Here is a 13,278-nt window from a genome sequence, read left to right on the forward strand (position 1 = left end):
CGTGCTGGTGGCTTTATAGAGTGGCTTTGCTCCTATATTATTCATGTTTATTGTTGTCGTACCAATATTTATACCACACGCCTTAAAGCGGATAATGATATCGTTTTTATATTTTGCTATTGGAGAAAGCGTCGTCAACGTAAAGGAGAAGTGCAATGCACCTTTACGAGTTTTTTGGACTTCATGATTTTTTATACAACATTATGCCCCCCAAGATTATGTGCCCTTAAGCAGCTACAGTCGTTGATACAATATCCTCAGCAAGCATTTGTTCATCTTGCACATATATTTTTAGTATTTTTAATAATTTTTTTTTGGAAGATTTCTTGGTACGGCACGCGATACATCAGTGCTAACGTTCTCTTAAAAAACACCCAGATAATTAATCAGCTTCAAAAAACAACCTTACCAATGAAGTACTAGCTAGAGGGTTGCATGCACAACGCAATAATGGCACACTGCTTCCCACAAGCGTGCTTCACATATTGCACGCATAGCCTGTACAGAGTCTACCGCTCCTAAATACTCAAACGTAAAAACGTAATGCTACTGGATCGTATAGTGACCGCAGCTGCACCCTTAAACACCGGTTCCTCCCCATATCATAATGCTTGACAAAAGCATCATGCCATCATAGCAACGGCTTTGCGTAGGGGTTCCACAACATAGTTCTATAAATTGTTGACGGCATTGCCAAGCTAACAGTTTTCTTGCCCACCTACGCCAATGAGACCATCACTATCCTCTTTTTGAATCGTAAAACAAAATGATTTCCCATGAGCGATAAACCATCTGCTCAAAGTCCAGCTAGCTCAAACTCATAGCATTCTAAACCTTTAGGCTCGCTCTTCCCCCAAGGGGGTATAGTCAGATATATCACTTCCCTCTCCTATTCACGCGCTGGGATAAAAAAATCTGAAACTACGAGGCAACGCTGCATTTGTATGCAGCGTTGTTGTTAGGAATAAGCTTCTATTGAGATAGTTCTAATGGGAAGTACCCACAGCTAATGGTATAGGGATTAATTTGGATTCTTTCGAAATGCTATATATAAATTTAATGTGCCGCCCCACAACACACCACCAGTAAACCCACTTAAAAGACCAAAAAGAAGGTTAAAATCAAATGCATATTTCAAATCAGGTACAACCTTGAGAAAAACAATCAATGTGAATTTGATGACAAAAGCGATAAGAATAAATGTCAGCGTCAACGGCGTACCAGGCAGAATAATGAAATCCGTTCCCTCTTTGATTTTTAAACGCGCAGTAGCACGCCAGAGCAACCAGCCAACGCCAAAGCCGATCATCAGCCCTGCCAACATTGCGATTGCTCCCCAGCGTGGGAAAGCCAGCTGGTTAATCACATCGCTTGCGCCCAAAAAAAGAAAGACTAACGGCAAGAGAAAAAGGCGGTAAACCTTCGTTTCCCTATCTTTCAATGCGATTATTCCCCTCGCAATGAGAAAAATAAGCAAAATCCAAGCCCATAAAGGGGTTCCGGTCAGAATGTTAAACAATGACATATTATGCTCCATGATGTTTGATGCGATAAAAATATTGCATGATGTTAGGAAGATATTTAGAAAAAAGAATACCAGTACAAATTAAACCCATAGTGATTAACCAAATCTGGGGGGTCCATGTAAAAAAAGCCACTAGAAGACCATTGGCAAAAAAGATGATTACCCAAATACATGTAATATATTTATTGATGAGATAAAATAGGATATGTTTGCGTTTTTCTTCAGAAACACCAGCACTGGCATAAAAAATAGTAAAGGGTTTCTTTACCAGCAAGCTAATCAATGAAACCAGAGCAAGTGACAGATAGCAAAAAACTGTGGGGTAGTTCAGTAAAAGTGTAGACCATCCAGCGAAATAATTAACAAACAGGACAATAAATGTCAGAATGTTAGTAATCATCACGGGTTCTCCCTGCCGGACAATTTTAATATTCACAGCAATAATGAACAATAAAATCACAGTTAAGATGAGAGAGCGTTCGACCAGAGTTAAAAAGTTTCCATTGATAACCCAGGAGTAAATACTCCACGGAATAAAAGAGATTATTATGTTAAACATGGCGCATCCTCCTTTTTATATTTGATAGAAAACTTACCGCAAGTGCTTCGTTTTTTAGTTTCCGTATGAATATAAAAAACGCCACCCGGTTCACACTCTGTATCCTGTTTAATGGTCAACTGATAGGTATCTCCCGGATAAACTGCTTCAATGAACTTTACTTTTTTCAGCGCAACAGATGCGATATTTTTCGTCCTACCCTGCGTGGCTAAAGCCAGAACCATCTCAATCAATAGTGAACCAGGACATATGGCGCGGGAAGGGAAATGTTCCTCAAAAAGCGGGTGATGCGCATTAAAGGAAAAAGTACAAGAATCTCCGGTTACGGAGGAAATTTTACATAAATCGCCTAGTAATGGAAGAGCGACTTTCTGAGAACACGAGCCAAGGAAGCAGACCTTACTGACCATGATGATTGCCTGCGCAATAACGGCCTTTCCATTGTCATATGTGCTAGCCTTACAGTGAATACGGTAGGCCTCATTAATGCGTTCAATATGTCCTTCAACGCATAACCGATCGCTATCAAAATGGGTGGTAGAGAAAAACTGTTCAACCATAACAGGGAGATAGCGATAAGTGAGATCCGAGTTTTTAGCCACCATGGTGGCGAATCGAACTGAAAACTGATGCAAGGCTTCGAGTAACAAGCCCTGTTTTAAATAGTTATGGGCTAACTCCCAGTGAGAAATATCGATTTGCCCGCAAGCACGCATCGGTGCGGTTAAAGTGATACTCTGACATATACCCAAGAAATTTGGCTTGGTGTGATGTTTTATAGCCATAATTTGGGGACCTTTTTATATTTTTTTCTTAAATCCTTTGATGATAAACCGAAGGAATGAGCACTAAACCGCGCTTGATAGTGCGCGAGAAGTATCGGCATACGACAAACGAAAAAAGCCAACAATCCCAGCTCAGGAGAAGCCCGATGTTTGCTCATGATGCTTGCAATTAGAAAATCGACATTGGGTTGCAGTCCTGTATTGTCTGAAATAGATCGCGCAAGCGAACTGAAGGGACGCATAGGCACCTGAAAGCGTGAAAAAAAGTAATCAACCCGGACATCCCGTTGCATAATCGGGTGACCAAACCCTGGCCAGGGTTTGTCTTTGCAATAATGCGTTACCGCCGCCTCAAGATTCCCGGCTTCAATCTCATGGAGGACACTAGAAAGTCGTATGATAGCATATTTGCAGGCTCCCATATGCGCGGGGCCAGTGGCACAAAACCCACCGATTAGTGCAGAAATGACGTCGCTCTTGGTACTGGCAATAAATCTTATCGTGGTGGTTGTAGGTGTCACAATACCAAACCCGCCCAGCAGTAGAGACATGCACCGGCAAAGCATATCAATATCCCAGTCGGAAGAAGCTTCCTTGCTAGTTAATGCTAACCAAAAAGCACGCTCAAAGGTATTGCAATTTTCGATCGCCGGAAAATCGGAAAACTGTTGGGAAGAGCGCGCCAATGCAATAATCCACGGCATCAGCAAGATAATTTTAAGACAACTACCGTCGCTTACGGGAGCCATGACCTTACCCTGAGCCGCCGAAACCTCAACTTGCGATAATAACATCATAAATCGCTGCGTTAAACTCAAAGATGGCAATGCATTGATCAGTTGATGCATCGCCTGCAGTTTGGCTGTAGGGTTCGTCTTTTGCAGTTCGGCGCTAGCATTCTGAATCAGCCGATCCATCTGTTCTTCATTAAGAAGGTTGCCGGTCAGTGCAAACCATGCGTTCTGCAAATAACGGTTTTCATCGGCAATATCAATCAAATTACATCCACGAATAAACAATACGTTATTATCTAAATCATAATTATCAATAACATCATCTGACATGATTTACTCCTGCTGCTCCGGTGACACGCTATAAAACCTGATGTTGACATTTATCGTATGCGAATTCCCTGATACAATTTCATTACACAAATTATCAAGTTGCATGACAGGACTCCCTTGCGTCATAAACTAGCAGGCATTTCCCTCTGGATGAGAAAAGCAAATCGCTATATTCGACGAGGGTGAGATTAATACGCCCGCGCTTTTTCATATAGGCTTCATAAATATCCGGCAAATGATAGATTTCCTCAGTTAGTTCGGACAAATCAAGGTTGTGAAATACTTCGCAGCAGATTTTAATATCCATAATCTCTTGTCTATCCGCGGATAAAGACAATACAATTTGAACAATCACATCGGGCAACCTTCGATTAATAATTTTGAATATTTTTTCATGGCTAATCAAATTTCCCATGAAATTAAAATCAACAGCATTGCGTTTAATACCTTCAAAATAGAGGTCACCATTTTCAACGGATAATGTGCCCATATCGCCCACGGAATATCTGATAAGTTTGCGCGAGACATCGGGATCCAGCGATGTCACTAGCAGTCCTCTCTTATCTTCATATTCAAAGAAGAAATCATCGCTGAAGAGTAGGTACCGATTAAGCCGCCCTTCGGCGGACATACCAATGAAACCGCACTCCGACAAACCATATAAACCAATTATCCGCAGATCGGCGCCCAGCATCTTGCGCAGATAGTTTTCATGCACGCTCAGCATCGATTCACCAGTAAAGACCACTTTTTTAATTGCCAGTGGAACCCCAAGGCTGAGCATAGCTTCAACGAACTGAACGATGGTGCTGGGCACACCAAACAGTACCGAGAGTCGTATTTCAGCCAGAAACTCGAAATGACTCTTCAGCAGCAGAGCAATATCGCCAACCGGCACAACATGTGCACGGCAATTTTTTAAAATTTCACACGCCAAGTAGTGTAAAGATGAAAACAGATTAATCGTAAACAGGTTGCCAACAACATCCCCTAGGGAAAAAACCTGCCGCGCCGCGCAGGTTACGAATTAAATTGCGCTCTGATGAGCTGATCCCTTCCTTACAGAATTTTAAACGAACGTTGGCCATTTTCATCGCCCCAGTGATGCCACTTGTAGCACTAATCAGCATCGGTAAGTGTTCACCCGCAGAGTCCACTTGAGTCAAAGAACCACTATCACCAGTGATCGAATAAACGCGTGTACTTATCCTAACCAAATCGGGGAAAGCAATGTAATCGAGTGCATGGCAGCCAGTTATTGCCGTTATACGTGGTTGCATTTTTGCATACATTTCAGCACAGAAATAATCCATGATAACTCAGACCTTTTTAATGAAAATTGCACAACCCAGAGCTGCTAGACCTTCTCCACGTGTCACTGTCCAGCTCATCTCACTAAGATCGCAGCCGTATAAAAGATCGGTGATACCGGCTAATGTAAATTTTTCTTCTGTGGACATAGCTGCCACACCGCATTCACGACGTGATTGGTTAAAAATACCAGTGCTGTTTCTTCTGAATCAGCCAAGGGGTCGTGGATGATAATACGACCGCCGCGATCTAAAACACAGCACAACTCCTGTAATCCTTTTTTAGGTTCAGCCCAGTGATGAATTACGGAACGGACATAAATCATTGAAAAGGAGTTATCGGGAAACGGTAAATTGCTGACACTGGCTTCAATGATGTTGAATGCATGCTGGTATTTTAACTCGGTACATTTTTTAACACAAAATTGAACCATACGGGGATCGATATCAACCCCGTAAAAGAAATAGTCTGTGAGTTTTTGGGAGCGGTAAAGCTTGAAAAGCATGTGGCCAGTTCCCATGCCAATATCGAGAATTTTTTCTTCGCAGAAGTAACACCAGATGCTTCTTCCAGAATTCTTTCCATCAAATACGCATTCCACGGTGATGTACCTTCAATAGCATACCTTTCATAGTGCTCAGGGGTGATATTCACCAGTAAATCATTCATCACATATTCCTCTAAATGAAGCTAGTTATGGCATTGCCGTAAACTCGTTAAAAACTAACTGGGTATAGAAACGGTTACGTCCTCATATAAGAGGTCATCTAAAATAATTGATTGCAAACATGCATCCAGCAAAACAACGGTTATCACAGATTGACAAAGATAATAGCAGTTACAAATAAACGTCATCCCTTTAAACACAAATGTATTCACAACGTACCGAAAAACACATCGCGTCCTGTCATGTTCAACTAAAAAGTAATCATTTATATCAAAAGTACACGCCGAGATGGCGCATAATGCCTTATACAAGCTCTCCATGCAGCTAAATATTGTGGTGCATAGTCGATTATCCAGCACCTGCCCTGCTGGAAAGTCCGCGCATTTTTCACAGTAATCTAGCATAAATGGCCTCGGTAGTTTTTTTCTCAATAAATTCGATATCAACCCCGACAGACTGAATCCGCGGATCATTATTAAGCAACATAATACTTTTACTCCGTCCATGGCTCACAGAACTGTGTGACATCTTTACATCTGGCAAAATCCGTTTAAATATATCGATAAAAAGTACCTTCGCCATTTCACGATGCAATATCATTCTCGATGTACGTCTCGTCGATACAGGCAAATAACGATGAAGCCTATCAATAGCTAAAAAATAGGTATAAAAAGAATGGCTCACAATGCACAGATAATTGTTTGCACGGCGATTAACATACACTCTGCTCATACCATGAGCTTTATCTACATGGTACATTTTATTTTCCCTGTATTTGTCGTGGCAATTTTTCTGATATTTACTTTAAATGCATACTGATACCATTTATCAGTCAATAGTTTAGTAACGACTTTAACCTGCTCACTATTTGCCGACATATCAAGGTTGAGATAAAGATCGCCGTTCTGTGCTTTTGAAAAGTAATGCCTTAAACATCCGGCATACTTAATAATGTCATTTGAGATCAGTTGAACTGGGATAAACTTACCATTGTGTTTAAATTCATTAACGGCTCTGGCTATCCAGTAATAGCATTCGGATTCATCTTTAACAAACAGGTCGCCGGAATCAAACCATTCATCACGCGGCTTTAATTGCAAGGAACTATCAACATAACCATCACACGCGAAAGGCGTTTTATAAAACATACGGCGCACTGAATCAGAAGCATCCGCCCGATCAATGGGGCGCAAATCAATTTTTATATCACTCACCAGAACCTTACCCGGTGCCACAACGCCCATATTTACTGGTTCTTTCAATATCGCGTAGCGAGCAGATCTTATTATGAAACAAGCGCGGTCCGGATTCGGTCTGACCGAAGTTATTCCATAACGTCGTGCATGATGAGAGGATGCCCGATGCTTGTACGGTAAGCAAACGATCGGATGCATTCAAGATATTTTGCACATGGATTCGGCTTTTGGTAAAAATGTCGCTTACTTCCAGCATCCAGTCACCGATTAAAGGCAAGTTGGTAATGCTATAGTGCGAAACGAGTTCAACAATATTACTTATTTGAAATTTTTCAAATACCAGTTTGCTATCCGATAAGAAGGCACATAGCATAGTAGAGAGACCATACATATACTGCACCGGGAAATAACACAATGAGCAATCTTCATTACTTAGTCCAAGAGATTGGCTCACCGCGATGGCATTCTCAATCAGAATATTTTCATGATATTGAATCAACTTCGGCTTACTGGTTGTTCCGGAGGTACAAAAATAGAAATGCGCGCACGGATATACTGTAAAATCAGCCAGATTTTCGTTCACAGTTGAAAAACAGTGATCAAACGCGATATTAATCCGGTGACTGATGATACTAATATTCCTAACTTCATGGCTCATTACAACAGCCGCAATGCAATTGGCATCAACCAGCATATCAACAATGTCTAAATCATGAATACTGACGATCCAAGCTTTCAATTTTAGCATAGACGCAACAAAATAGCTGATTAGACCTTCGAAATTATTTCTAATCACAAAAACAAACAGCTTATTTTGCTCTTCTTGCGGGTGATCACGAAAATATCTAACTACGGTATCTGCACACCCTTTTGTCATCATGCTGACATCCTCTGCCGAATAATGACTGTGATGATAAATCACTTGCCAGTTTCTTTCTAATAAGGAATATATTGTTAGCATGAGGTGTCCCTTACAGATATTGTGGATTCCCTAAAACCAAGCTGCTTGCGCTACCACCCATACCAAATGAGTTTTTCAATGCATATTTAAGCGGTCGGTACTGATGCTCCCTCACAAGCGCAATGCTAGCAGGCAATTGAGGATCGATTTCATCACAATTCAAAATTTTAGGCAAAACATTGTTCCGAAAAGAAACCAGTACACACAAAATTTCCATCGCACAGGCAGCAGCAATCAGATGCCCGTGCCAAGATTTTGTTGCCACAATCGCTGGGTTGTACGCGCCAAAAACCGTTCTGATTGCGCTGGCTTAGTGCTGATCATTTTGTACTGTCGATGTCCCATGTGTATTCACAAAATCAATAGCGGTACGGTCAATACCGCATGTTCGATGGCTCGTTCCATCGACAGTTGCATTTCGAGATCATCTTTATGCGGCGCTACAATATGCTGTGCGCAAAGTGCACCGCCGTAACCCAATAAATAGGCCAACGGCTCACGCTGCCGCGCCAGTACGTTAGATAATTTTTCAATAACGAACAGACCTGCGCCCTCCGCTAAAACAAATCCGCTGCGATGCCGGTCAAAAGGCCGCGAACGCCGTGGTCCACTGTAGTTTTGATCAGTCGATATCACTCCCATTTCTTCTAATCGCGCAAGATCATGAGACAAGCACCATATCGTTCTTCCATCGGTATGTCCTATATCTATTCACGAAACATAGCTGCTTCAGAGTGGGAAATACTATATATTTGTAGCAATTTCTTTTAATTGATTCATATCAAAATACAAATCCGATACCTTTTGGCAAAATTTATCAAGATAAATAAACAATTCATCAGAGAGAGATATCTTTTTTTCTCGAATTCTCATTAAATCCTCAGTTTTATTATTTAACGGATGCGCTTCAAAATTACTTGCACGATTTCCTGCTAATTTGGTAGGCATATAATGATTTATGATGTTACAAAAACTACAATCTAAAGGGCCTGAAACATTACTTCCAACCATACCAACGTAGTTATTTTTATTCTCAAAACACTTATATAATTCTTTAATATTACTTGCAAATGGCTTATAGACAAAATCATTATAGCCATATTCGTGAATTTTTTCATAACCACATTTCACGAATGTCTCATCAGCGATATTTAAGAAACCCAAATCTGGAATTTTTGAAGGAAATTTCACAGGCTGTTCTATTCCAAACAAATTATTCTTATCTATCCTATCAATAAAATAATTCCACTGCTCAAAATTAATACTTGCATTGAAATCAATAATAAATTTTACATTTTTGTTTTCATTAACAATTGCAATTGTATCATCCAAATACTGATTCGATGATTTCAATTTTATCAAATCGTAATTACGTATCTCATCATCAATAATTGCACCTATTCCTATCGTTTTAATAGATTTCTTTAATCCAGAATTAATAATTTTAGCCATTTCAACTTTTTTAAAAAAATCTTCCAACCCAAAGAAATAGCTTAAAGAATTTGCAAAGTGTTTACTTTTATTTATTGATCGTTCATTTACAGATTTTATAAAATCGTCCGGCATTTCTCCGTGACTAGGTGACAATGGCAACTCCATAGCAAAGGGCGAAATAACTTTATCCTGAGCAGTAAATAAAATTATCAGTTCTGTTTTTTCAACTAACACACCAGAAGAACTGTGAAAAGAATCCGATAGTTTATATTTATTGGTGTAAACTCTGATGCGTATATCCATATTTTATCTCACAGCCAGAAAAAAAATCCCGTATCATATTTAACTGAAATCTATTCTCATACTTTTTTCTATTTTCAAAATTAACTAAAATGAACTCGGGAGTAGCGATACGTATTAGAGCTAACACTTCTGCCAAATCGAATCTCTCCGATAAAGTAATCGTCACACTATATGGTACGCTATCTTTTTTCATACATTCTATGTTACGCACCCACGTTTGTTTATATTTTTTACTGTCTAGATTTCTTATCTCTGAAATAACATCTGTGCCTATTTGTATCCCTAAAAAGAACGGATTACTCTTTAATAGCTTCAAATATGGTTGAATATAGATGTGCCCCCTGTTGCAATCCGAAAATATTTTTTGCAAATGAGACACATACAAGTATATTTATGAAGTAAATCATAATCGAGCTCAAAAGGCTCTCCACCAGAAAGAATAATAAAATCAGATTTTATGTCATTTATTGTATATAAAGATTCAGGCAACACGTCATCTCTCACCATATATTCCATCGAATACGGACAATGATTGCAGCCCGCACTGCAATTTTCATTACAAATTACAATATTATCGCCCATGAAATTTCTTATTCAAGTTCATATAATCCAATACTAATTGTTTCATGAAAATATTTTGGTATAGAGAAAGATCAGAAATTTTTTTAGCCACAAACGCTTTTATCATTGGTAAAGCTTCATCCTTTGATATAGACAGCAAATGAGAAATATAGTCTATCCGTTCTTCTAAATTGAGAGATAATCTTGGACTGGTGAAAAATGTTAAGATATCCAATTCCGGACTGGCTTCTTGACATAAATCCCAATCCACTACCATAAAAGAACTATCAGAAGTAACAATGATATTATCAGGATGTAAATCTCCATGTGATAAGATTATATTCTTGCTTAATCGATCTTGAAAGATCTTATTGATTTGATCAATAATCGCCTTTTGATGTAGCAAATCCATTTGGCTCAATACAGTACCCCGGATAAACTCCCATTCGACTATTTCATCGCAAAGTGTTATCAAATTTGGTGCAGGATAGAGACTTTGTCGAAAAGAGCCATCCTTGATGTTTTCATTAATGCACGATGCTTCCGGATAAATTTGCCCATAGCAAAACTCTTGATGCTTGCGTTTCAAGAAATGTTGTTTTGACGATTGTGCATTTTCAGGCTGTAACCAAATGATTTCTTGTTTTCTGACAAAAATAATTAAAGCAGACACCCCAAAAATCACAGCCATAATCACTGCCAACCACAAATTAGCTTGCCAGAATGTTGAAAAAACATGACCGTATAAAAAACTGAATGCAAAGGATACAACAGCTGTAATAATGGCTGTAAATGATAAAACAGTCGCGATAGCTTTGGGATCAATCAGTGAATTTATAAGAAGAGACGACAGATAAGATCGATAAGCAGATTTAAAAACACATAGCAGTAAAAATCCTAATATAAGAGCCGCAATGATTTGAAATGACATGAGAAAAAAAGCAATGGTTACCATACAACCAATCATTAAGACGGGAAAAATAGGATTTTGAAACTTTGAAAAATACTTCTGAAACAATATATTGGAACTTGCTGAAAAAAAATTCCCAATGATAAAAATAATCGAAACCAAAATAGCAGGTTGAAATGGCAAAAAATCAGAAAATGCGATAGAAACAGTTCGATTATTAACCAAAATAGCAAAAGCTGAAACTGCACTTAAAAAAACAAGAGTGAAGCGATAAGGGTTTTTGACTTCTTTACGGCTGGCGCACATAACTGTGAAAATACTCGGATGAGCGTTGATATGAAAACTATCTAATCCCTTCGTCAGTTTTGAAAACATAAAAATAGCAAAAATTAATGAAAGGATTTGAAAAATTACAGGCAATGCAGGATGCACATAATAAAGTATTCCCCCTAAAAAAATAAGTACCGTTGTCACACTATAGGTAACAGCAGCCACTTCGGACTTAACGGAAAACAGTGTGCGATGCTTTGGTACTACAGAAAAGAGTAAACTATCTTCCGCACCTGAGAAACAAGCGGCCGCTAATGTGATACACAACAAATAAGTGGCGTAAGCAAAATATGCATAATTCATAAAAAGAGCTAAAAAACCGCAAAGAAAGAAAAACAGCCCAGTATAAATAACGCGCTTACTTCCATAAACATCTGATAATAAACCCAAGGGGACTTCTAAGATCAAAGGAAGCAATAAAAAATAACTACCGATTAAAACAATATCCGCTTGCGACAAATGCAATTTTTCCGACAAAAAAAGTGGTAAAACAGCAACCACTAGAGCAGTAGACTTGCTAACGCTATAAATCTTAAATTGCTTAACCTTATCCACAAAATACCTTCCCACGACATCCGCTACATGCGCCAGATTCTTTCAAAGATTTTAAAACGCTTTGAGCAGACCAATCTATTGCCTCATAATTTTGTAGATTCCCAAAAGCTTCTGAATAAAAGCAATTTTTTAAATCTCCATTATAGTCCAATACCAAGGATGAAAATGGAAATAAACACATTAACGGCGACGAAACGTACGCAGAATTTTCGCCTAAGTAATAATTAATACAATTTACAAAATTTTGTGACGTCCATGAGATTTTCCTTTCTTGGAACTTTTTATCTATATAAATCTGGAGGGGGGATTCTTTCCTTGATAATTCATCTCTCAAATGAAAAAGTGAGGCGTTTGGCGGAAGAATTTTGTTGCTTAAAGCCTTAGATCGATCCTTTGTATTATTGTTTCTAGAAAAACAAAATGACGACGTATCGAGCGGGTTAAATCCGATATAATCGACATCTTTGCTTATACAAAAATCGATAAAATTAATAATATTTTCTAGAATCTCTTTAGTAACTGTCGCTCTTATTCCTATACTTTGCAGAGGTTGAAGATTCTTAACTGTTTCAATGTTTTCCCACACGCGATCAAATTTATTCGCCCCCCGTATATCATAATATCCTTGGACACTAGTCGAATCCATAGAAATAACAATTTCTTTTATGTCATACTGTGAAATCCATAAATTTTTATGCAATAAGATGCCATTGGTATTTAATTCAACAGGCAGACCTAGTTCATTCAACGTTAATAAAATATCTTTAAGCCTCGGATGCATTAAAGGTTCTCCCCCAGAAAGCATCACTGAGGCAGCTCCTTTTTCTTTCAACATTCTAAATAAGGGTATTAAACTTTCTGGAGTATGCCAATTTTTTTCCTTAATCTTCCAGCAATCGCACATGATACAAGGGCTATTGCAATTCTGGATAATATGTATAATAGGTGTCACAGGTGCCCATAATTTTTTAAGATCAAAAATCGAATCTGACGCACTAATCAAGTTTTCCTTCTTTAAAAGAAAACCATTCTTTTCTAGTTCTCTGATAAACGCAATGGAGAGAGAATGAGTTGAATCTGATAGGCTTTATCCGGCGTGGGATAAAGATGTAATTTC

Annotated in this window: 15 protein-coding genes and 2 pseudogenes; all 17 read right to left on the reverse strand. The window is 38.7% G+C overall.

Translation table 11 applies throughout. The features are described from left to right. Window positions 1-141, reverse strand: a pseudogene (locus ACFINY_RS08565) (phage tail protein); the annotation flags it as partial. 880 nt (window positions 142-1,021) lie between these two features. Then, a complete protein-coding gene (locus tag ACFINY_RS08570; RefSeq protein WP_074380593.1) occupies window positions 1,022-1,525 on the reverse strand; it encodes a DUF6622 family protein in 504 nt (167 codons plus the stop codon). A 1-nt stretch (window position 1,526) separates the two neighbouring features. After that, window positions 1,527-2,084 (reverse strand): hypothetical protein, encoded by a 558-nt coding sequence (locus tag ACFINY_RS08575; RefSeq protein ID WP_375650414.1) that lies wholly within the window; start codon window positions 2,082-2,084, stop codon window positions 1,527-1,529. After that, window positions 2,072-2,869: a beta-hydroxyacyl-ACP dehydratase gene (locus tag ACFINY_RS08580; protein WP_375650417.1), complete on the reverse strand. Its 798-nt coding sequence runs from the start codon at window positions 2,867-2,869 to the stop codon at window positions 2,072-2,074. The genes ACFINY_RS08575 and ACFINY_RS08580 overlap by 13 nt, the downstream gene beginning before the upstream one ends. Continuing rightward, window positions 2,860-3,933, reverse strand: coding sequence for a citrate/2-methylcitrate synthase (locus tag ACFINY_RS08585; RefSeq protein WP_375650422.1), 1,074 nt, complete (start codon window positions 3,931-3,933; stop codon window positions 2,860-2,862). Before ACFINY_RS08585 ends, ACFINY_RS08580 begins: the two co-directional genes overlap by 10 nt. A 94-nt stretch (window positions 3,934-4,027) precedes the next feature. Beyond that, window positions 4,028-4,831 carry a hypothetical protein gene (locus ACFINY_RS08590; protein WP_375701003.1) on the reverse strand — a complete coding sequence of 268 codons (804 nt, stop codon included), beginning with the start codon at window positions 4,829-4,831 and terminating at the stop codon, window positions 4,028-4,030. A gap of 61 nt (window positions 4,832-4,892) precedes the next feature. Further along, entirely contained in the window at window positions 4,893-5,150 is a 258-nt protein-coding gene (locus tag ACFINY_RS08595; protein WP_375701004.1) for a hypothetical protein, read from the reverse strand. Between the two features lie 215 nt (window positions 5,151-5,365). Further along, the gene (locus ACFINY_RS08600; protein WP_375612531.1) at window positions 5,366-5,845 is read right to left on the reverse strand and encodes a class I SAM-dependent methyltransferase; all 480 of its coding nucleotides are present in this window, start codon (window positions 5,843-5,845) and stop codon (window positions 5,366-5,368) included. A gap of 453 nt (window positions 5,846-6,298) precedes the next feature. Further along, complete coding sequence (locus ACFINY_RS08605; protein WP_375650426.1) at window positions 6,299-6,670, reverse strand: hypothetical protein; 372 nt, start codon at window positions 6,668-6,670, stop codon at window positions 6,299-6,301. After that, complete coding sequence (locus ACFINY_RS08610; protein WP_375612533.1) at window positions 6,658-7,155, reverse strand: hypothetical protein; 498 nt, start codon at window positions 7,153-7,155, stop codon at window positions 6,658-6,660. The genes ACFINY_RS08605 and ACFINY_RS08610 overlap by 13 nt, the downstream gene beginning before the upstream one ends. Then, the gene (locus ACFINY_RS08615) at window positions 7,133-8,068 is read right to left on the reverse strand and encodes an AMP-binding protein (RefSeq protein WP_375701005.1); all 936 of its coding nucleotides are present in this window, start codon (window positions 8,066-8,068) and stop codon (window positions 7,133-7,135) included. Before ACFINY_RS08615 ends, ACFINY_RS08610 begins: the two co-directional genes overlap by 23 nt. A 10-nt stretch (window positions 8,069-8,078) precedes the next feature. Continuing rightward, complete coding sequence (locus tag ACFINY_RS08620) at window positions 8,079-8,243, reverse strand: hypothetical protein (protein WP_375701007.1); 165 nt, start codon at window positions 8,241-8,243, stop codon at window positions 8,079-8,081. Window positions 8,244-8,282: 39 nt separating this feature from the next. Continuing rightward, window positions 8,283-8,423, reverse strand: a pseudogene (locus ACFINY_RS08625) (beta-ACP synthase); the annotation flags it as partial. Next, window positions 8,420-8,740, reverse strand: a complete 321-nt coding sequence (locus ACFINY_RS08630; RefSeq protein WP_375701006.1) for a beta-ketoacyl synthase N-terminal-like domain-containing protein — start codon at window positions 8,738-8,740, stop codon at window positions 8,420-8,422. The gene ACFINY_RS08630 and the pseudogene ACFINY_RS08625, both read right to left, overlap by 4 nt. A gap of 72 nt (window positions 8,741-8,812) precedes the next feature. Beyond that, window positions 8,813-9,805, reverse strand: coding sequence for a hypothetical protein (locus ACFINY_RS08635; protein WP_375612535.1), 993 nt, complete (start codon window positions 9,803-9,805; stop codon window positions 8,813-8,815). Window positions 9,806-10,376: 571 nt separating this feature from the next. Beyond that, on the reverse strand, window positions 10,377-12,161 hold the full coding sequence (locus ACFINY_RS08640) for an MFS transporter (protein ID WP_375612536.1): 1,785 nt from the start codon (window positions 12,159-12,161) through the stop codon (window positions 10,377-10,379). Beyond that, window positions 12,154-13,164 carry a radical SAM protein gene (locus ACFINY_RS08645; RefSeq protein WP_375612537.1) on the reverse strand — a complete coding sequence of 337 codons (1,011 nt, stop codon included), beginning with the start codon at window positions 13,162-13,164 and terminating at the stop codon, window positions 12,154-12,156. The genes ACFINY_RS08640 and ACFINY_RS08645 overlap by 8 nt, the downstream gene beginning before the upstream one ends. Window positions 13,165-13,278 lie beyond the last annotated feature (114 nt).

This window comes from Bartonella sp. AA23NXGY (genome assembly GCF_042197165.1).
Lineage (GTDB): Bacteria > Pseudomonadota > Alphaproteobacteria > Rhizobiales > Rhizobiaceae > Bartonella.

Coding starts and splice junctions, on each gene's coding strand:
- ACFINY_RS08570 (WP_074380593.1), bottom strand. CDS start 1,525: ATGTCATTGTTTAACATTCTGACCGGAACCCCTTTATGGGCTTGGATT.
- ACFINY_RS08575 (WP_375650414.1), bottom strand. CDS start 2,084: ATGTTTAACATAATAATCTCTTTTATTCCGTGGAGTATTTACTCCTGG.
- ACFINY_RS08580 (WP_375650417.1), bottom strand. CDS start 2,869: ATGGCTATAAAACATCACACCAAGCCAAATTTCTTGGGTATATGTCAG.
- ACFINY_RS08585 (WP_375650422.1), bottom strand. CDS start 3,933: ATGTCAGATGATGTTATTGATAATTATGATTTAGATAATAACGTATTG.
- ACFINY_RS08605 (WP_375650426.1), bottom strand. CDS start 6,670: ATGTACCATGTAGATAAAGCTCATGGTATGAGCAGAGTGTATGTTAAT.
- ACFINY_RS08610 (WP_375612533.1), bottom strand. CDS start 7,155: ATGGGCGTTGTGGCACCGGGTAAGGTTCTGGTGAGTGATATAAAAATT.
- ACFINY_RS08615 (WP_375701005.1), bottom strand. CDS start 8,068: ATGCTAACAATATATTCCTTATTAGAAAGAAACTGGCAAGTGATTTAT.
- ACFINY_RS08635 (WP_375612535.1), bottom strand. CDS start 9,805: ATGGATATACGCATCAGAGTTTACACCAATAAATATAAACTATCGGAT.